The sequence below is a fragment of the Streptomyces sp. NRRL F-4489 genome, assembly GCF_001509485.1.
Classification (GTDB): Bacteria; Actinomycetota; Actinomycetes; order Streptomycetales; family Streptomycetaceae; genus Streptomyces.
In genome coordinates this window covers 236,800-254,594 of sequence record NZ_LLZI01000001.1, presented here as the reverse complement: position 1 = coordinate 254,594, position 17,795 = coordinate 236,800, and the positions used below count along the sequence as shown (strand labels likewise).

Here is a 17,795-nt window from a genome sequence, read left to right as displayed (position 1 = left end):
GGGGCCGGCAGGGCCAGGACTGGAGACTGAGAGGGGATGAAGACGATGGGCCAGACACACCCACCAGAGGCTGGCGAGCTGAGTGCGGTCGTCCCCGCTGCCCTCGTCGTGGCCTCGGGTCTCTTCGCGACGATTGCCTCCGTCGATATGTGGATCACGCTGGTTGTCGAGGCAGGTGCGGGCATCGCCGCCGCACTCGTGCAGCGCGTCATTCTCGACTGGAGACGCACGCGTTGGTACATGAGGCACCCCGAAGCCTGGCACCAGCCGAATGGCCCTCAACCATCCACGGAAGGACCGTAGAGCCCGCTTACGCACAACCTGCCGGGCTGTGCGCGGCGCTGGGAGAGACGGGCCTCGTTCCCGGCGCCGTTCGGGCTTCTCGGCTCGTGAGTCCCCCGGCGTGGAGGGTTGGCCCGTTGCCGTCCTCGCGCGCGGCCACGCCGTCAGCCCGGGCGTCATCCGCACGGCCGTCGCCGACCTCATGCCCGACCACACCGTCATCGGGCAAGCGGACGTCTCGGCCCCGGAGTCGCCGGTCACCCTCGACATGCGCGGCAAGCCGCCGACTTCCTTGGTGTGACGGCCTGGAGCGAGGCCCGCCGCGAGTACGCCAACCGCGTCACCGCGCTCGGAGCACCGGCCTGCCCCACGGTCTCTTCGAGCCATCGGTCAAGGCGGAGCCGCACCGGCACCACCTATCACACGCCTCTGAAAAAGAGGCACTCCTTCTCCATGTCGGTTTTCGCGAACCGGTGATCCTCTTGGGGCGAGCATGCGGCTGGGGCTACGGGTACGTCTCGAATTTTCCGGTGACCCACATGAACAGCACCAGGGCGACCACGAACGCCGTCACGACCTGAGCGGCCAGCGTGGGATGATTGCCTTTCTTCCCGAACAGCCTCTCCTCTTCCGCTATTTTCCGCATTTCTTTCTTGCGGCCAGCGAATCCCGCACAGAAAGCGATCATGACCGTGGAGTGCATGGCCAATACCGTTTCCAGACTGTGCTGCCTCAGGTGTGCGGCAGCTGGGAGATAGATCAATCCGAGTAGCGGCCCGCAGGCCGCGCGGACCTTGTATTGGTGCGTCGGCATGACGGGAATGAGCACGGCCAGGTACATCGCTGTCGTGACGGCGGTGATGACCCACCAGGTGGCTGTCGAGATCGCGGGTGGGGTCAACATATGCTCCTTCGGGCCTGGCTGGGGTGTTGGCTTCCGCCGGCGGCCGCTCCACGGATGGGCATTCGTGAACGACTGCTCGGTGCACTGTTGCGGCTTCCTTGTCGCGCGGCGCGGCCCGCAGGATATCGCCTTGTTCATGCGCATTCCGGCAGCCCCAAGGCTGACGCAGAGCACGGCATTGACGAATTGTTCGCTGTTCGGCCCGTAGAAAATGCCGGTGAGGATTGCGCTGGCGCTGCCTGTAATGAAGGAAACGCCGCCGAAGAATGCCGCGCCGGGCTCGATTCCTGTGAGTGCAAGAGCTGAAGCCGCGTAGCCGGTGACCGTGCTGATTTCGCCCAGGAAGGCGGCGGCTTTGCAGGCGTCTTGGTGGCCGGCCTTGCAATTGCGTCGATCCCGTGTTCTTCGGGCAGTTCAGCCTTGTCGTTCTTGGGGTCGTCCTGGGGCCGGTAGTGATTCTTGGCGTTGTCCTCGGCCTTCTTCCGTGCGGCTTCCACCGCGGCCTGCTGTTCCTTTTGCCGCTTGTGGATGGCGGTGGCCTGTGCTTGGTTGGCGGCCTGGCGCGCGGCGGCGGCATCCTTGGCGACCTTGGCGGAGGTGGCCGCATCGGCGGTGGCCGTGGCTGCGATGCCCGCACCATCCATGAGCCGCAGTGCCTGGACCCGGTACTCATCGCGCTGTCCGCAGTCTTGACCCTGCCCGCACGGGCCAGAGCGACGGCGGTCTCGCGGTCGTCTTCCCAAGAGGCGGCTTCCCGCCTGGTCTTCAGCCAGTCGAGCATGTCGGCGTCGTCACCGGACAGGGCCCGTCCTGGCGGCGTTCCGGGTCCAGCGACCGGAGGAGTTCAGCAGGCTGAGGGCGGCTTTGCGGGCGATCGCCGCCCCTGCCGCACCGTGATGGCCCAGACCAGGCACAGCAGCAGGGCCAGGGCGGCGCCGGCGGTGCAGACGCCGTTCCAGCCGGCGTAGGCGTGGGCCGTGCCGGCCAGTGCGGAACCGGCCGCGCCGCCAAGGAAGTAGCACGTCATGTACGCCGAGGTGATGCGCCCGCGGGCCTCCGGGCGCAGGGCGTAGATCAGTGACTGGTTGGTGATGTGCACGCCTTGGTGGGCCAGGTCGAGCAGCACGATGCCGAGGATCAGCGCGGCCAGGACGTGGGCGCCCACGGCCAGGGCCCACCAGGAAGCGAGGAGGAGCAGCGCGCCGGCCGCCGTGGTCAGGGTGGTGCGGCCGCGGTCGGCCAGGCGCCCGGCCGCCTGTGCGGCGACCGCGCCCGCGGCGCCCGCCAGGCCCAGGAGGCCGATCTGGGCGTCCGTCCAGCCGTGTTCGGGGTCGGACAGCAGAAAGGCCAGGGCGGTCCACAGCACGCTGAAGCAGGCGAAGGCCAGCATGCCGATCGCCGAACGGGCGCGCAGCGCCGGTTCCTCCGCCAGCAGGCGGGCGGTGGAACGCAGCAGTTGGCCGTACCGCAGACCGGCGCCGCCCCGGTACCGGGGGAGTACGCGGTGCAGGGTCGCGGTCAGCGCGAGCATCGCCGCGGCGGCGACCCAGTACACCGTGCGCCACCCGGCGGCCGAGGCCAGCGCGCCGGAGGCGGTGCGGGCCAGCAGCATGCCCAGCACCAGCCCCGTCATCACCGTCCCCACGGTCCGGCCGCGGTGTTCCGGGGCGGCCAGGTCCGCGGCGAACGGCACCAGGATCTGGGCGGTCACCGACAGCAGACCGGTCAGCGCGGTGCCGGCCAGCAGGAGTGCGGTGTTGGGCGCCAGCGCGGTCAGTGCGAGCGAGAACGCCGTGGCCAGGCTCAGCCCGCACACCAGCCGGCGCCGTTCCCACAGGTCTCCGAGCGGCAGCAGGAAGACCAGCCCCAGGACGTATCCGACCTGGGCTGACGTCACCACCAGGGACGCGGCGGCCGGTGACAGGCGCAGATCGTCGGCGATGGTGTCCAGCAGCGGCTGGGCGTAGTAGTTGGCGGCGACGCACATCCCCACGGCCACGGACATCACCAGGAGGGTGCCTCGTCGCGGGGCACCGTGTTCGGTACCGACCTCGGCGGTGCGCGCGGCGCCGGTTCCGGCGGGGGACGGGCTGGCGGCGGGTGGGGGCGGGGTTGCGGAGGATGCCACGGGGTGGGTTCTTCCTTCCAGGGTGTGCGGATGGTTGGGGGTGCGGGTGCGGCGCGAGGCGTACGAACACGGTGCGAGACGTACGACTGCGATGCGAAAGGTGCGCATGGTGTGCGAGGCGTACGAATGCTGTGCCGTGCGCTCGGACCGCGGCGGGTGTGGGGAGATCGCGGATGAGGGACGGGTGGTGACGGTGACGAAGACTCCGGCCCGTTCATGCTGTCCATCCGGCCGGGATGAGTCCAACAGATAGTCGTCATGCGGGCCATCGAGGATCGAGATGGCCCGATGCCAAGATGTCTGGATGGAACTCCGTCAGCTCACCTACGCCGTCGCGGTCGCGGAGACCGGCAGCTTCACCCGGGCCGCGCACCGCTGCTTCGTCGTGCAGTCCGCGCTGAGTCATCAAATAGCCCGGTTGGAGGAGGAGTTGGGGGCCCGACTGTTCGAGCGGAGCAGCCGCGGGGTGCGGGTCACGGCGGCAGGTGAGGTCTTCCTCGGGCCGGCGCGCGAGGCCCTGGCCGCGGTCGAGCGGGCCCGCGGCGAAGTGGCCGCGTACGGGGGAGAGATCCGGGGCACGCTGCAGATCGGTACGATCACGCCGCTCACCGCCGTGGACCTGCCCGATCTGCTGGCCACCTACCAGGACCGGCACCCGGCCGTACGCGTCACCCTCCGCACCCGAGTCGTCAGCGATCTGCTGCAGCAGGTCCGGGACCGCACCTGCGACCTGGTGTTCGTCGACGCCGCCGCGCGGCAGCCGCCACGGGGTCTGGCCGCGCGGTGCCTGGCGCACGAGGAACTGGTCGCGATCGTCCCGCCCGGCCACCGGCTGGCGGGGGCGGCGCAGGTCGCCCCGGACCGGCTGGCCGAGGAGAACATGGTCGATATGCCACCGGGCTCAGGCATACGCCGGCACAACGACGCCGCGTTCGCCGCCGCCGGCGTCACCCGCAACGTCGCCTTCGAGGCCGACGCCATGGCGCTGCTGGAACCCCTCGTCGCCCGCGGCCTCGGCACCGCGCTGGTGCCGGCCGCCACCGCGGCCCGTATGTGCACCGTCCGCGGCGTGCCCGTGACCGGAGTACCGCCCAGGGCGATCCAGGCACTGTGGCACGCCTCCGCCGCCTCGCCCGCGGCCCGCGCCTTCGTTCAACTCCTGTGCGAGCGGACGCCGGAGGACCTGCCTGGCGGCGACAAGGGCGTCGCTCCAAGACCCTAGCCGCGGTCCGCGCCGCAGCTGACGCCGACGAACGACATCGGCTGAACGGTGTCGGCGGACTCGACCGCCATCCGCGGCCACCGACCCGGCGCCGGAGCGCGAAATCCGGGCGCGGCGCTGACCAAGGACGGCGGCGGTCCAGGAATCAGGCGGCTTGCGGACGACTAAGCGGTGGTCCAGGAATCAGGCGGCTTGGGGACGACCGCGCGCAGGCGGTCGAGGAGAGCCCGGGCCGCAGGACTCGACGGACCGCCGGCCTGCCAGGCGAGCGCGACGCGGGCCCGCATCTCGGGCCGGACGATGTGCAGGGTGCGCAGTTGTCCGCCGAGGGGGGAGCCGTCCTCACCGGCAGGTAGCACGGCGATTCCCAGGCCCCGCGCGGCAAGGCGCGAGAGTACGTGCGGGGCCGCCGCCTCGAAGGCGACGCGGGGCCGGAATCCTGCCCGCGCGCAGCCGTGTTCCAGCGCCGCGCGCACTCCGGTGCCGCGCGGCAGGCAGATCAGCGGCCGATCGCGCAGATCGGCAAGGGGGACGCTCGTACCGCGGACGTGGTCGAGAACCGGATCACCGTGCGCGGCAGTGGCGACCAGCGGGACGTCGATCACGGTCTGGAAAGCCACTCCGGGCGGGGGCACCTCCTCGGCCGTTCCGAGGACGGCGATGTCGAGTTCGCCGGCCAGGAGCGCGGCCCGCATCCGCTCCGTGGTGTCTTCGGTGAGGGCCACCTCCACCGAGGGGTGGGCGTCGTGGAAGTCCGCGAGCAACGCGGCGATGTCGAAGGGGTGGCCGGTGGCGCCGGAGACCATTCCGAGCGTGACCCGGCCGCGCAGCAGCCCCGTGTACGCGTCGACCGTCTGCCGCACGGACTCCGCCGCCGCCAGCGCGGCGCGGGCGTACGGCAGGACCGCCCGGCCCACCTCGGTCGGCGTCACCGACCGGCCGGAGCGGTCGAGCAGGGCCTGCCCCAGCTCCTTCTCCAGCTGGCGGATCTGGGCGCTGAGGCCGGGCTGGGCCAGGTGCAGCCGTTCGGCGGCCCTGGTGAAACCGCCCTCCTCGACGATGCAGACGAAGTAGCGCAGCTGACGAAGCTCCATAAGCGATGATTCTAGAGAGCAGCAGAACTATCTACTGGCCGTATCGATCCCTCGGTCGCAGACTTGATCACATGGACAACGCGACAGCCCGCAAGGGGAAGAAGGCCGGGATCAGGGCGGCGATCGCGGCGGAGCGCCGGGAACTGGCCGACCTTTTCGACACGTTGCGCACCGACCAGTGGAACGAGCGGAGCCTCTGCGCGGGTTGGCGCGTTCGCGAGGTCGCGGCGCATATGACGATGGGCTTCCGCCTCTCCTTGCCCGCGACACTCGGCGAGCTGGCCAAGGCACGCGGCAGCCTTCACCGGATGACCGACAGGGTCGCGCGCCGGGACGCGGCGGCCCATTCCACCACCGCACTCGCGGCCTTCCTGCGGGACAACGCGCACCATCCCTGGACGCCACCGGTCGGCGGACTCGCGGCGGCGCTCGGCCACGACGTCGTGCACGGACTGGACATCACCGTCGCCCTCGGCCTCGACCGGCGCGTACCCGAGGACCGGCTGCGCATCCTGCTCGACGGCATCCGGCCCAGCGGCCTTAAGTTCTTCGGTGCCGACCTCGACGGAGTGCGGCTGTGCGCCGAGGACCTCGACTGGTCCTACGGCTCCGGAGCGCCCGTGTCCGGCACCGCCCAAGACCTCCTGCTGCTGGCCTACGGCCGCAGGCTTCCCGCCGGCAAACTCCAAGGAGCACCCGGCGACCGCTTCACCCAACCCGCCGGGCAAGCATGAACCAGCCGCGCACCCGCCTCCTGCTGGCCCTGTCCCTGCTCTCCACCGGCCTGCTCGCCGGAGCCTTCGGCTACGGCGCCGCGAACCTCGTCCCCACCTTCAACTCCGTGCCGGTCGAGATGAGACTCGACTTCCACACCGAGCTGATGAAGATGAACAGGATCACCATGCAGGGGGCGATGGCCGTCTCGGCTCTCAGCGCCGTCGCTCTGGCCGCCCTGACGCGCGAACGGGCCCGAGTCCTCACCGCCGCGGCAGCGTTCCTCACCATCACCTCCTTCCTGATCACCCGGTTCGGGAACGTCCCGATCAACGGCCGCATCAAGCAGTGGGCCGCCACCGCGCCACCGGCCGGCTATGCGAAGATCCTCAGCCGCTGGGAACTGTTCAACGACGCCCGTACCTGCACGGCCATGGCCGCCTTCGCCCTCCTCATCCTTCTTGCCCTGGGCCAGGCAGGCCGGCGAGCGACCGAACACCACTGAACTCTTCTCCGAACCAGGAGATGGCGGGGGTAGGGGCGCCGTCGCGAGCGCCGCGATACCGCCGCCCGGACCAACCACTGGGTTCTCTGGTACGTCTGGCCGAAACGGTCGGAACCTGACCGGGCGCACCTGCCACACGCCTGGCGAATTCCGGACCGAGACGTATTGCGTTGGAGCGCACTCCAACCCCTAGGTTCGGACGCATGCGGTACATCAAACTCGGGACGACCGGACTGGAAGTCTCCGCCATCACCCTCGGCTGCATGAGCTTCGGCGAGCCGGACCGGGGCGGCGAGCCCTGGTCGCTGGGCGCGGACGCCAGCCGGGACATCATCAAGCAGGCCCTCGAGAGCGGCGTCAATTTCCTCGACACGGCCAATGGGTACAGCGCCGGAAGCAGCGAGGAGATCGTCGGCCAGGCGGTCAAGGACTTCACCCGGCGCGAGGAGGTCGTTCTCTCCACCAAGGTCTGGATGCGGATGCGCCCCGAACCGAACGGCGCCGGGCTGTCCCGCAAGGCGATCTTCGCCGAGCTCGACGCCTCCCTGAAGCGACTGGGGACCGACTACATCGACCTGTACCAGATCCACCGCTGGGACTACGACACCCCGATCGAGGAAACCCTCGAGGCGCTGCACGACGCGGTCAAGTCCGGGAAGGTCCGTTACATCGGGGCCTCTTCCATGCACGCCTGGCAGTTCGCCAAGGCCCTGTACCTGGCTGACCTGAACGGCTGGACCCGGTTCGTGTCGATGCAGGACCACTACAACCTCATCCACCGAGAAGCAGAGCGGGAGATGCTCCCGCTCTGCGCCGACCAGGGCATCGGCGTGATCCCGTGGAGCCCGCTGGCGCGGGGCAGGCTGACGCGGGCCCAGGACACCGCCACGGCGCGTGCCGAGACCGACCCGGGCGGCAAGATCCTCTACCGCGACGAGGACCAGGCAGTGGCCGAGCGCGTCCACGAGATCGCGGGCAAACGGGGTCTGTCCCCGGCCCAGGTCGCCCTGGCCTGGGTCATGCGCAACCCGGTGGTGACCTCGCCCATCGTCGGGGTCACCAAGCCGGCCCAGCTGGCCGACGCGGTCGCCGCGGTGGACGTCGAACTCGACGAAGACGAGGCCGCCTACTTGGAGGAGCCCTACCAGCCGCACGAGACCGCCTACCTGGCGGAGTCCTTCTACAAGCAGCCGCCTGTGGCGGGCTCCCGGTAGGCCGGGCTACCGCCGAGCCTTCGACAGTCCTTGGCCCCGGCCTTCACGGCCCTGTGGCCGGCGACCGCCCCCTGGCCGGTCACGTCACCTTCCGGAGGGCTCCGCCTGGGACCCCCGCCGCGCGCTCCCGGGCGGTGAGATCAGCGTGACGGCGGCGTCGAGGAGAGCCTGCACGCGAGTGGGTGTGAACCTTTCGGGCTCGATGGGAAACATCACCATCCAGCCGTCGCCGATGGCGCCCAGCTGGTCGGCGAGCAGGTCGGCGGGGATGTCGTCGCGGACGGTTCCCTGCGCCTGCCCCGTGGCGAGGAGTGAGGCGAGCACCTCGCGGAGGCGGGCGTAGCGCCGTTCGATGAGGGCGGCGAAGCCTGGTTCGTACCGTGCGTGGAGCAGGAGTTGGGACATCACGGGCCAGAACTCGGCATCGTCGGTGGTCCGGGACAGCCACCGTTCCAGGATCGCCCTGATGTCTGGCTTGTCTGTCCGGCGCCGGCCGCTCGCGATCATCGCGTCGAAGCTGTCGAACCGGGTCTCGGCCAACGCGGTGACCAGTTCCTCCTTGTTGGCGAAGTAGTACGTCACCGCCCCGGTCGTGCACCCCGCGCGCTGGGCCACTTTGCGCAGTGAGGTGTGGGCGTAGCCCTCCTGCGCGATCACGGAGGCCGCCGCCTTCAGCAGTTCGGCCCGCTTCGCCTCGTGGTCGCCGGTCGGCCGGCCGCGGCGCACCGCCGGTCCGCTTCCGCTGTCGCCGCTCACTCGTCGGGTCGGGTTTTCGGACATTCGCCGATTCTCCCACAGGATTAACGTAACGAGTGTTGTGTGAATGGTGGCGGGCTCGTACGGTGCTTCCACCACCTGACGCACGGGAGGCAAACCGATGCACGAGTCAGCAGGGTCAAGGGGTTCGGCGGGTTCCGGACGTTCGGAAGGTTCGGCAGGTTCCGCAGGTTCGGCAGGGGAAGCGTTGCGGGGCGACGGTGCGGTCCTCCTGGAGGGCTGCCTGGACCAGGCGCAGCTCGCGCGGTGCCGGGAGGCGTACGACTGGGCCGTCGACCACCCCGGCCCCAACGCGACGCGGATGTTCAACGGCACCGAGCAGCAGTCGCACGTCGACAACGCCAACCCGCTCGCCAAGCCCCGGCTGGACGCGATGGTCTCGTCGCTGCCGTTCGGCCAGCTGCTCAGCGAGGTGTGGGGCTCCGAGCACGTGTGGTACTTCGCCGAGGAGATCTTCCTCAAGGCCGGCGGACGAGGCGGCCGCACCGCCTGGCACCAGGACACCGCCTACCTGCCCTGGGCCGGCGAGCACTGGGCCAATGCCTGGATCAGCTTCCAGGCGCTCCCGAAAGCGAACTCGCTGGAAATCATCCGCGGTTCCCACCAAGGCATCCAGTACGACGGGACCACCTTCGCCGACCCCGACGACCCGACCGAACCCCTCCACGGCGGCGGCGCACTGCCGCGCCTGCCGCACATCGACGCCGAACTCGCCCGCGACCCGGACGCCTACGACGTGCTCTCCTGGGCCACCGAGCCCGGCGATGTCGTCCTGCTCCATCCCCGCTCACTGCACGGCGGCGCGCAGGTCGACGCCGGCTGCCCGGACCGCCACACGCTGGTCCTGCGCTTCTTCGGCGACGACGCCACGTTCCGCCCCCTCCCTGAGACCAACCAGCACTTCGCCCGCAACGGCACCCTCTTCGCCGAGGAGATGGCGAAGCTGAAGCCGGGGGACCCGTTCCGCTCACCCGTCTTCCGCCAACTGCTCTGACCGTCCGCCCGGGAGGGGAACTCCGCGCGATGAAACGCCATTTGGCCAATCCGGGTGCCACCCAGGCGCTGTACGACAGGCTGCACTTCTCGCAGGCGACCCGCGCCGGTGATCTGATCTGGGTCTCGGGCCAGACGGGGATCGACGCCACCACCCTGACGCCCGCCGCGGGGATGGAAGCCCAGGCCCGGCTCGCGTTCGACGGGGTGCGGAACGTCCTCGAAGCCGCCGGAGCGTGCCTGCGCGACATCGTGGAACTGACCACGTTCCACACCGATCTCCGGGGCGATATGCCGGCCTTCGCCCGGGTCAAGGACGAGTACCTCACCGATCGGTATCCGTCGTGGACCGCGGTCGGGGTGTCCCAGCTGGCTCTTCCGGGACTGCTGGTCGAGATCCGCGCGGTCGCGGTGGCCGGGAGCGGTACGTAGAACAGCACCGAGAGGCTTCTCCCGCCTTCTCCGCTGTCCCAGGCACGTCGGCGGCTCCGGCTCGGTTCGCCGGCGTGCGCGCCCCGGCCCGTCCCGGACCGCGCCCGGTCGTCAGCCCCTGCGGCGCTGGAAGCGGTCCGAGACGCGGTCGATCGTCCAGGCGGCGTGCAGCGCCGGCGCGCTGAAGACGGGCGGGGCGAACCGCGGCCGGGTACGCCATACGGCGGCGAGGTCTTCGTGCGTCCGGTCGCCGGCGAGCCGGTCCGCGAGCAGGGTGCCGAGGTAAGGGGACTGGGCGAGGCCGTGGCCGTTGCAGCCGATGGCGTAGAAGACGTTCTTCGCCGCCTCTCCGGCGATCGGCAGCAGCGATGACGTCATCGCGATCCAGCCGCCCCAGGCACGCCGCGGTGCGACGTCGCCGAGCGAGGGGAACCGCTCGTGGAAGCCGCGGACGAGGTCCGCCACGACCGCGTCGTCCGGTTCGCGGGCGCCCAGTGCGCCGGGCGCCGTCCGCAGCCGGCGGGTTCCGAACATGATCGTGCCGCGTGGTGTGGGCCGGTAGTTCTCCAGGATCGTGTGCGGGGTGATGATGCCGACGCGCCTGGTCCAGCCGGTCGCGGCCAGGCGCTCGGGCGCGAGGGGTTCGGTTTCGACCAAGCTGGTCCAGACCGGCGTCGCCAGCCACCTCGGGGCGATCGCCAGGTCGCGGGAGTAGGCGTTGGTGGCCAGCACCACGCGTTCGGCGCGGACGCGGCCTCCGGTGGTGCTGACGACGGCTCCCGGCGCTTGGGGCTCGATCGCGCGCACGGCGGTCCGCTCGTGCGTCCGCACGCCCGAGGCGAGAAGCGCGTCGCGCAGCCCGAGCGCGAACTTGCCGGGGTTCAGCAACCCGCCGGCCCGCTCGAAGACGCCGCCGAGGAACGTCGCCGGCAGGCCGAAGTCGCGGCCCTCGACGAATTCCACATCCGCCCCCGCGCCCCGGAGGATCTCGGCGTTCCGCTTGGTGCGCCGGAGCTGTCCCGGGGAGACGGCGGCGATGACGTTGCCCGTCGCCTCGTAGTCGCAGTCGAGGGCGAGCCGTCCGATCAGCTCCTCGGTGAAATGGGCCGCCCGGTCCGCGTAGCGGATGAGCGCCGGCAGCCGGCGCGCGTACAGCGTGCGCAGGAGCTGAGGGTCGCCGGCCAGCGCGTTCGAGAGGTACCCGGCGTTGCGCGAACTGCCGCCCCAACCGCAGAACCCGGACTCCAGCAGGACCACATCGGCGCCGCGCTCGGCCAGCCGCAGCGCCGCCGCCATACCGGCGTAGCCGCCCCCGACGACGGCGATATCGCAGCTGAGCTCCCCCTCCAGCATCGGCGCGAACTGGCTGGGCCGGTCGGCCCAGCCGCTGAACGCCGAGTACGTCACACCGGCGAAGCCGGCCCCGCTCGCTGCAACGTCGTCCATGGTGATCCCGGCCTTCCATCCCTGAGTACGGAGAACAGCGGCAACGTATCGACTCGCCGGAATTTACGCAACAGGCGTTATGGGAAATGTCGTCCCGTTGGTCTCGCCGCTGGCGCCGCCGCTGCCGTGCAGGGCATGGAGGGCATGCAGGCTGCGCAACACCCCCTCGGCAAGCGTGCGGTCCCTGAGCGGTGCGAGGGCCAGTCGCACCAGCGCCAGCGGGTTGTCGTCCCCCGCGATGCGGTTGGCGCTGAGCTGACCGCACGCCAGGCATTCGTGAACGAGCTGCCATTCGCCGTCCGGCCGGACCGCCAGGCCCAGCGCCGCCATGCGGCCGCCGCAGTCCGCGGCGCGGTCACCGGGGACCCTGTGGTCGAGGTGGCGGCTGGCCAGGCAGTGCGGGCAGTGGTTGCGGTGGGCGGTGCCCGGCGCGTCCGAGGGCACTTCCAGGCGGCAGCCCGCGCAGCGGAAGGCGTGCGCCCGGTGGCCGCCCTGGCCGTGCAGGACGGTTTTGGCGCGCTGCGGGCGCCGGGGGTGGCCGGGGGCGCGCGGGGTGGTGCGTCGCGGCATGGTGCGTTCCCTCCTTCCGGGAGTGGTCAGAGGGCGCCGAACGCTTCGAGCGGGAACGGCGGCTCGGCCAGCGGCCGGACGGCCGTACGCATCAGGACCAGCTGGTTGTCGTCGGGGCGGACCGGGCTGGCGGTCAGCTCGTCGCAGCCGAGGCAGCGGTGGATGAGCCGCCAGTCGCCGCTGCCCGCCACCGCGATCGCGATCGGCGCCATCCGGCCGCGGCAGGCGCTCGGGCCGCCCGCCACGCGGTCCAGGACGTGCCGGGCGTGCAGGCACGAGGGGCAGTGGTCGCGCCCGGCGCCGTCGGGGGCGGTCAGGCCGCACCAGGCGCAGGCGAAGGTGTCCGGCGCGGGGGTGGGGCCGGGGAGGTTGGGGTGGGACACCCGGGGTGCTCCTTGCTGAGAAGTGGGTCAGGACAGCAAGAGCAGGCCGAGCGGCCTCGACGGGGCGCCCAGGCGCACCGGCACGGCGTACGGGCCGTGGGGCGGCGGGCGGTGCGGAATACCGGAAACGCGTCCGGCGGCCGCGGCAACGGCGGCCGAGCGGACGGACTTTACGCGGTACGGCGAGGCGCGCTCGGCGCGGGCCGGGCCATCAACACCCCCGAGGAGAAGGAAGCAGAGGACTTCAGCCAACAGGGGCGGCGGGAGGGGCGTCAACGGATTTACCGGGGCGGGGCGGCCTGGCGCGCGGGAGGGGCGGCCCGAGGCGGCAATCGCCCTACGTCGCGCGGAACTTTCCCTTTTCCACCTCCGTGATGCGGCCTTGGCGCAGCAGGCGGTGCAGGTGCTGCTCCGCTGTTCTGCGCTCCACCGGTTGGACGTGGGAGCCTTCGACGTGGGGGCGGTAGACCAGCCGGTGGTCGGCGATCTGGTCGATGGTCCGCGGTTCGGTGAGGAAGGCCAGGAGTGCCGCGTCGCGTTTCTCCACCACGCCGGCGAAGGCGTCGAGCCGGCGCCGGAACTCCGGCGCCCCCTCGATCACGCCCTTCTGGTGCGCGGTGCCGTACCAGCGCGCGTCGATCTCGCGGCACCGGCGCATCGACGCCTCGAAGTCGGCGAGGTCGCTGTCGGCGCCGCCGTAGTACGGGCCGAACGACGTCAGGTCGATGTCCGCCACGAAGAGGAAGCCGTCCGGCTCGATCAGGAAACCGCAGTGGCCCGCCGTGTGGCCGGGGAGGTGCACGACGGTCACGGTGCGCCCGCCGAGGTCGAAGACGGTGCCGTCCTCGAACCCGTTCGCGTCCGGACGCTCCTGCACGTGGAAGTCGTCCCGCAGCATTCTGTCGAGCTCGGCCTCGGCCTCGGGCGGCAGACCGTACCCGGCGACCAGGGCGGCGCGGGACCGCAGCCCGGGGAGGTCGTCGCGGTGGACGTGGACCGGTATGTCGTAGCCGCCGATACCGGCGATGTGGTCCTCATGGGCATGGCTGACGAGGACCAGGTCGGCGGGTGGCGGGGAGGCGATGAGCGACAACGACGGATCGACGACCAGCGAGGCCGTCGCGCCGCGCACGAGCAGGGAGTTGCTGTACGGATAGGCGCCCAGCCGATCGCCGATCAGCACGCTGACCTCGCCGTAATCCACCGCTGTGTATGCCATGTGCCACCTGACCGCCGATCCATCCGAGGGCGAACGCAGCCGGCGCGGAGATCAGCCCCGGCGTGTGGAACGGATATCAGTCGGACATCGCTCCCGGCAACAGCAGGTATGACATTCCGGATATGGCGGGATGGTGGGGTGATGGGTTGGTGGGCCGGTGGGTCGGTCGGGGATGGGGGGATGGTGAGTGCGGCCCTGCCGCGCTATGTCACGCGGTCGGGAAGGAATGCTTTGCGTTTCGATATGCGAACCGACGTGAAGCCCTTGGCGTGGGGGCGATCGCCGAGGGGCTCTTGCGGAGGTCCGTCTTGTCCGGGCCAGGTGAAAAAGCTTGTCAATAACCACGCGTCCTGCCCGGAAAAGGTTTTGAGGTGTCAAAGGCACTGGTGCCCCCTTCACCCCGCCGCTAGCCTCCCGCCATGGATCAAGCCCGGACAGCTCTGAGCGCCGCCTTCTCCGTCCTCGCGGGTTCGGGTGTTTCCGGGGGGCCGGTGAGCGTTGCGGCCGCGTGCGGTCAGGCTTGCCGGCGGCGCGAGTTGGAGCGCGAGCGGTGGGGGAGGGGAGTGCGTTCACGCGCTTGGTGTCCGCAGTATGCTCGACGTGCTCGCCCCGTACGCGCGCAGCGAAAAGCCGCGTGGGATCCGGGCCCGGAAAGGGCGGAGAAGTTATTTCGCCGGTTATATCGGGTCGCCGCCGGGGAGGCGTTTTCCTCCACGGCCTCCTCGGGGGTGTCCACGGCCCGAGGGGATTCCCCAAGGCGTCGGCCGGTGGAGCTGTCCTTTCAAGGCGGAGAGCGGCGGCTTCGCGGGTGAAGCGCCGGTAGGTCTGCGACAGCGTGGCGCGGCCCCAGGGGTACGCGCGTGCCGGTCGGCAAGGTCGGAATCGAATGCGCAGGAACAGGCTCACAAGACACTAGGGTGTTGCATGGTGATGCGGAACGGTCCGGTGTATCGCATTCTGGGCCCGCTCGAAGTCGTCTTCGAAGGGGCGCCGGAGTGCCGGGTGCCGCGCGGGCGGACGCAGACGGTATTGATCGCGCTGCTGCTCGACGCGAACCGCGTGGTCAGCGCGGAGTACCTGATGGAAGCGGTGTGGGGGGAGAATCCGCCGCTCACCGCGCGTACCCAGATACAGACGTGCATATCGGGTCTGCGGGCATTACTTTCGCGGAGTGGACGCCCTTCGGTCATTGCGACGCGGGGGCCTGGATACGTTATTCAGGTGGCGGAAGGGGAGCTTGACAGCCAGGTATTCCTTTCGGGGGTTTCGGAGGCGGACGGGCTGATCAGGAAGGGCTGTGCCGGGGAGGCGCAGGAACTCCTCCGGTCGGTTCTTTCGCTGTGGCGGGGGCCGGCGCTGAGTGGCGTCGGAAGTGACCGGCTGATGCAGCGGGCCGAGCATGTGGAAGAGGCGCGCCTCGCCGCGTCGGAGACGTACGCCGGGCTGCGGCTCGACGCCGGCCGCCACGCCGAACTCGTCGGGGAGCTGCGGGCTCTGCTGGCCGAGCATCCGCTGCGGGAGCGCACCCGGGGGCAGTTGATGCTCGCGCTGCACCGTTCGGGGCGGACGGCCGAGGCGCTGGAGACGTACCGGGACGGCCGCCGGCTCGCGGTGGAGGAGCTGGGGCTGGAGCCCGGCGACGAGTTGCGGGAGGTGCAGCGGGCCATTCTCTCCGGGGAGGCGGGGGTGTCCGGGACCGGCACCGCGGCGGGTTCGCCGCCCGCCGCGGTCGAGCCCCCGGTGGGCGGTGAGGTGTCCGGGCAGGCGGCCGTGGTGGTGGCGGACGGTGCCGACACGCCGGTCGTTCCCTGCCAGTTGCCGCCGGATGTGGTCGGGTTCGTGGGGCGGGGGGAGCAGCTCAGGGTCGTCGAGGAGTTGCTGACGGGGGGTGAGGGCGGCGGCGACGTACGGGCCGTGGCGCTCACCGGGCCGCCCGGTATGGGCAAGAGCGCGCTCGCGGTGCATGCCGCGCACCGGATCGCCGGGGCTTTTCCCGATGGGCAGTTGTACTGCGACCTGGGGCGGGCGCCCGGGCGCCGGATGGGGGCGGGGGAGGTCCTCGGGCGCTTCCTGCGGGCGCTCGGCGTTCCGGGGGAGGGGCTGCCCGCGTCGTGCGAGGAACGTGCCGCGCTGTACCGGCGGTTCCTCGCCGGACGGCGGATCCTCGTGGTGCTCGACGACGTGGCGACCGAGGAGCAGCTCGCCCCGCTGCTGCCCGGCACCGGCGGCAGCGCGGTCCTCGTCACCGGCAGCCCGCGGGCGGCCGGTCTGCCCGGTGTGCGGACGCTGACCGTGGACGTCCTGGAGGACGACGAGGTCCTGCGGATGCTCGCCGGCGCCATCGGCGAACGGCGGGTGGCGAACGAGGCGCGGGCCGCCGAGACGCTGGGCCGCATCGTGGGCCGGCTGCCGCTGGCGCTGCGGATCGTCGCGGCCCGGCTCGCGGCCCGCCCGCACTGGTCGCTGGCGTGGATGGTCGAGCGGCTCTCCGACGAACACCGGCGGCTGGACGAACTGGCCTACGGCGATCTGGCGATCCGTACCGGTCTCGCGCTGTCCTACGAGGCCCTTGATCACAGCGCCCGCCGGCTGCTGCGCCTGCTGAGCCTGCTCGACGGGCCCTCGACCGGCGGCTGGGTCGCCGCGGCCCTGCTGGACGTGGATCTCTTCCAGGCCGTCGACCTGCTCGACCAGCTGGTGGAGGCGCAGCTCCTCGAAGTGGTGGGCAGCGATCCGACGGCCGGCCCGCGCTACCGGCTGCCGGGCCTGATCCGGCTGTTCGCCCGCGAGGAACTGGCCCGGCACCGCGACGCCGACGACACCGGCGCCGCCCTCGCCCGGGTGATCGGCGGCTGGCTGAGCCTCGTCGACGAGGCGCACCGGCGGATCTACGGGGGCGACTTCACCGTCCTGCACGGCCCGGCGCCGCGCCGCCGCCCGGACGGCCTCAACCCGGACCGGGCGCTGGCGGATCCGCTGGGCTGGCTGGAGTCCGAACGCGCCAACGTGTGCGCCGCGGTCGGCCTCGCGGCCCGTACCGGACAGGCCGAAGCCTGCTGGGATCTGGCCACCGGGCTGGTCTCGCTGTTCGAGGCGCGCTGCTACTACGAGGACTGGGAGGCCACCCATCTCCAGGCGCTGGAGAGCGTCCGGGTGGCCGGCGCCGAACGCGGCCGGGCGGCGCTGCTGTGCTCGCTCGGCTCGCTGCACCTGAGCCGCTCGCAGCTCAAGGCGGCCCGCCAGCGCCTCGTACCGGCGCTGGAGGCGTTCACGGCGCTCGGCGATGTGCACGGCTGCGCCCTGGCCCGGCGCAATCTCGCCCTGCTGGAGGCGCGCCAGCAGGATGTGGAGGCGGCGCTCGGCCACTTCTGGGTGGCGCTCGGCGAGTTCTGGGAGGCGGGCGACCACGTGGGCGCGGCCAGTGTGCTGGTGCACATGGCGCGGCTGGAGGGCGACCGCGGCAACTGGGGCACCGCCGGCGGCTATCTGAACGAGGCGCTGGACATCTGCCAGGGCGCGGGCAGCCGCCGGGTGGAGTTGCAGGTCCGCTATGTGCTGAGCGACCTGATGCAGCGCCAGGGGCGGTACGAGGAGGCCGAGGAGGTGCTCACCGATCTGCTGCGGCAGGTGCGGGAGCGGCGGGACGTGGCGGGGGAGTCGCGGGTGCTGCACCGGCTGGGCAGCGTCAGCGCGCGCCTGGGGCGCAACGATGACGCCCAGCGGCTGCTGCGCGCGGCCATCGCGACGCGGGAGCGCATCATGGACCGGGTGGGGGCGGCCGAAGTGCGCCTGGAACTGGCCCAGTTGGAGGTGGATCTGGAGGACCGTGTGGTGCAGGGGCCGGGTTCGCCTTCGGGGAAGCGGGGCGGGTCGCCGTACCGCTGAAGTCCCTCGTACGGCTGGGGCCGCCGG

The 17,795-nt window shown here is 71.3% G+C and carries 17 protein-coding genes and 1 pseudogene; 9 read left to right on the top strand and 9 right to left on the bottom strand.

Translation table 11 applies throughout. The features are described 5' to 3' along the window. Positions 1-36: 36 nt before the first annotated feature. Both ADL22_RS35135 and ADL22_RS01085 read left to right on the top strand, forming a co-directional pair. On the top strand, positions 37-303 hold the full coding sequence (locus tag ADL22_RS35135; RefSeq protein ID WP_159048566.1) for a hypothetical protein: 267 nt from the start codon (positions 37-39) through the stop codon (positions 301-303). 100 nt (positions 304-403) lie between these two features. Beyond that, entirely contained in the window at positions 404-583 is a 180-nt protein-coding gene (locus ADL22_RS01085) for a hypothetical protein (RefSeq protein WP_066972722.1), read from the top strand. 204 nt (positions 584-787) lie between these two features. Here the strand turns inward: ADL22_RS01085 and ADL22_RS01080 are convergent, their stop codons facing one another. From ADL22_RS01080 to ADL22_RS01075, 3 genes are all read right to left on the bottom strand, one after another. Beyond that, positions 788-1,324: a hypothetical protein gene (locus ADL22_RS01080; RefSeq protein WP_159048565.1), complete on the bottom strand. Its 537-nt coding sequence runs from the start codon at positions 1,322-1,324 to the stop codon at positions 788-790. Then, positions 1,321-1,830, bottom strand: coding sequence for a hypothetical protein (locus ADL22_RS35130; protein WP_159048564.1), 510 nt, complete (start codon positions 1,828-1,830; stop codon positions 1,321-1,323). Before ADL22_RS35130 ends, ADL22_RS01080 begins: the two co-directional genes overlap by 4 nt. Positions 1,831-2,030: 200 nt before the next feature. Then, complete coding sequence (locus ADL22_RS01075; protein WP_324615491.1) at positions 2,031-3,314, bottom strand: MFS transporter; 1,284 nt, start codon at positions 3,312-3,314, stop codon at positions 2,031-2,033. Between the two features lie 304 nt (positions 3,315-3,618). Here ADL22_RS01075 and ADL22_RS01070 point away from each other — a divergent pair, with 304 nt between their 5' ends. After that, entirely contained in the window at positions 3,619-4,536 is a 918-nt protein-coding gene (locus ADL22_RS01070; RefSeq protein WP_066972717.1) for a LysR family transcriptional regulator, read from the top strand. Between the two features lie 164 nt (positions 4,537-4,700). On the opposite strand, the gene ADL22_RS01065 is transcribed toward ADL22_RS01070, so the two are convergent. Further along, positions 4,701-5,630 (bottom strand): LysR family transcriptional regulator, encoded by a 930-nt coding sequence (locus ADL22_RS01065; RefSeq protein ID WP_066972715.1) that lies wholly within the window; start codon positions 5,628-5,630, stop codon positions 4,701-4,703. A 71-nt stretch (positions 5,631-5,701) separates the two neighbouring features. Here ADL22_RS01065 and ADL22_RS01060 point away from each other — a divergent pair, with 71 nt between their 5' ends. The 3 genes from ADL22_RS01060 to ADL22_RS01050 all read left to right on the top strand — a co-directional run bounded on the left by ADL22_RS01060 (position 5,702) and on the right by ADL22_RS01050 (position 8,063). Beyond that, on the top strand, positions 5,702-6,364 hold the full coding sequence (locus ADL22_RS01060; protein WP_066972712.1) for a maleylpyruvate isomerase family mycothiol-dependent enzyme: 663 nt from the start codon (positions 5,702-5,704) through the stop codon (positions 6,362-6,364). After that, positions 6,361-6,849, top strand: a complete 489-nt coding sequence (locus tag ADL22_RS01055) for a DUF1772 domain-containing protein (protein WP_066972710.1) — start codon at positions 6,361-6,363, stop codon at positions 6,847-6,849. Before ADL22_RS01060 ends, ADL22_RS01055 begins: the two co-directional genes overlap by 4 nt. A gap of 203 nt (positions 6,850-7,052) precedes the next feature. Further along, entirely contained in the window at positions 7,053-8,063 is a 1,011-nt protein-coding gene (locus ADL22_RS01050) for an aldo/keto reductase (protein ID WP_066972707.1), read from the top strand. A gap of 84 nt (positions 8,064-8,147) precedes the next feature. On the opposite strand, the gene ADL22_RS01045 is transcribed toward ADL22_RS01050, so the two are convergent. Then, a complete protein-coding gene (locus ADL22_RS01045; protein WP_066972705.1) occupies positions 8,148-8,843 on the bottom strand; it encodes a TetR/AcrR family transcriptional regulator in 696 nt (231 codons plus the stop codon). Positions 8,844-9,027: 184 nt separating this feature from the next. Between ADL22_RS01045 and ADL22_RS01040 the strand changes: the two genes are divergently transcribed. Together ADL22_RS01040 and ADL22_RS01035 are read left to right on the top strand one after the other, a co-directional pair. Next, complete coding sequence (locus ADL22_RS01040) at positions 9,028-9,834, top strand: phytanoyl-CoA dioxygenase family protein (protein ID WP_066972702.1); 807 nt, start codon at positions 9,028-9,030, stop codon at positions 9,832-9,834. 29 nt (positions 9,835-9,863) lie between these two features. Continuing rightward, positions 9,864-10,265 (top strand): RidA family protein, encoded by a 402-nt coding sequence (locus ADL22_RS01035; protein WP_066972698.1) that lies wholly within the window; start codon positions 9,864-9,866, stop codon positions 10,263-10,265. A 111-nt stretch (positions 10,266-10,376) separates the two neighbouring features. Here the strand turns inward: ADL22_RS01035 and ADL22_RS01030 are convergent, their stop codons facing one another. From ADL22_RS01030 to ADL22_RS01015, 4 genes and pseudogenes are all read right to left on the bottom strand, one after another. Next, positions 10,377-11,711 (bottom strand): NAD(P)/FAD-dependent oxidoreductase, encoded by a 1,335-nt coding sequence (locus ADL22_RS01030; protein WP_066972696.1) that lies wholly within the window; start codon positions 11,709-11,711, stop codon positions 10,377-10,379. A gap of 147 nt (positions 11,712-11,858) precedes the next feature. Then, positions 11,859-12,281, bottom strand: a pseudogene (locus ADL22_RS01025) (RNHCP domain-containing protein); the annotation flags it as partial. Positions 12,282-12,307: 26 nt separating this feature from the next. Next, entirely contained in the window at positions 12,308-12,664 is a 357-nt protein-coding gene (locus ADL22_RS01020) for an RNHCP domain-containing protein (protein WP_066972695.1), read from the bottom strand. A gap of 337 nt (positions 12,665-13,001) precedes the next feature. Continuing rightward, on the bottom strand, positions 13,002-13,883 hold the full coding sequence (locus tag ADL22_RS01015) for an MBL fold metallo-hydrolase (protein WP_066972691.1): 882 nt from the start codon (positions 13,881-13,883) through the stop codon (positions 13,002-13,004). 591 nt (positions 13,884-14,474) lie between these two features. Between ADL22_RS01015 and ADL22_RS01010 the strand changes: the two genes are divergently transcribed. Next, positions 14,475-17,768, top strand: coding sequence for an AfsR/SARP family transcriptional regulator (locus tag ADL22_RS01010; RefSeq protein ID WP_324615490.1), 3,294 nt, complete (start codon positions 14,475-14,477; stop codon positions 17,766-17,768). Positions 17,769-17,795 lie beyond the last annotated feature (27 nt).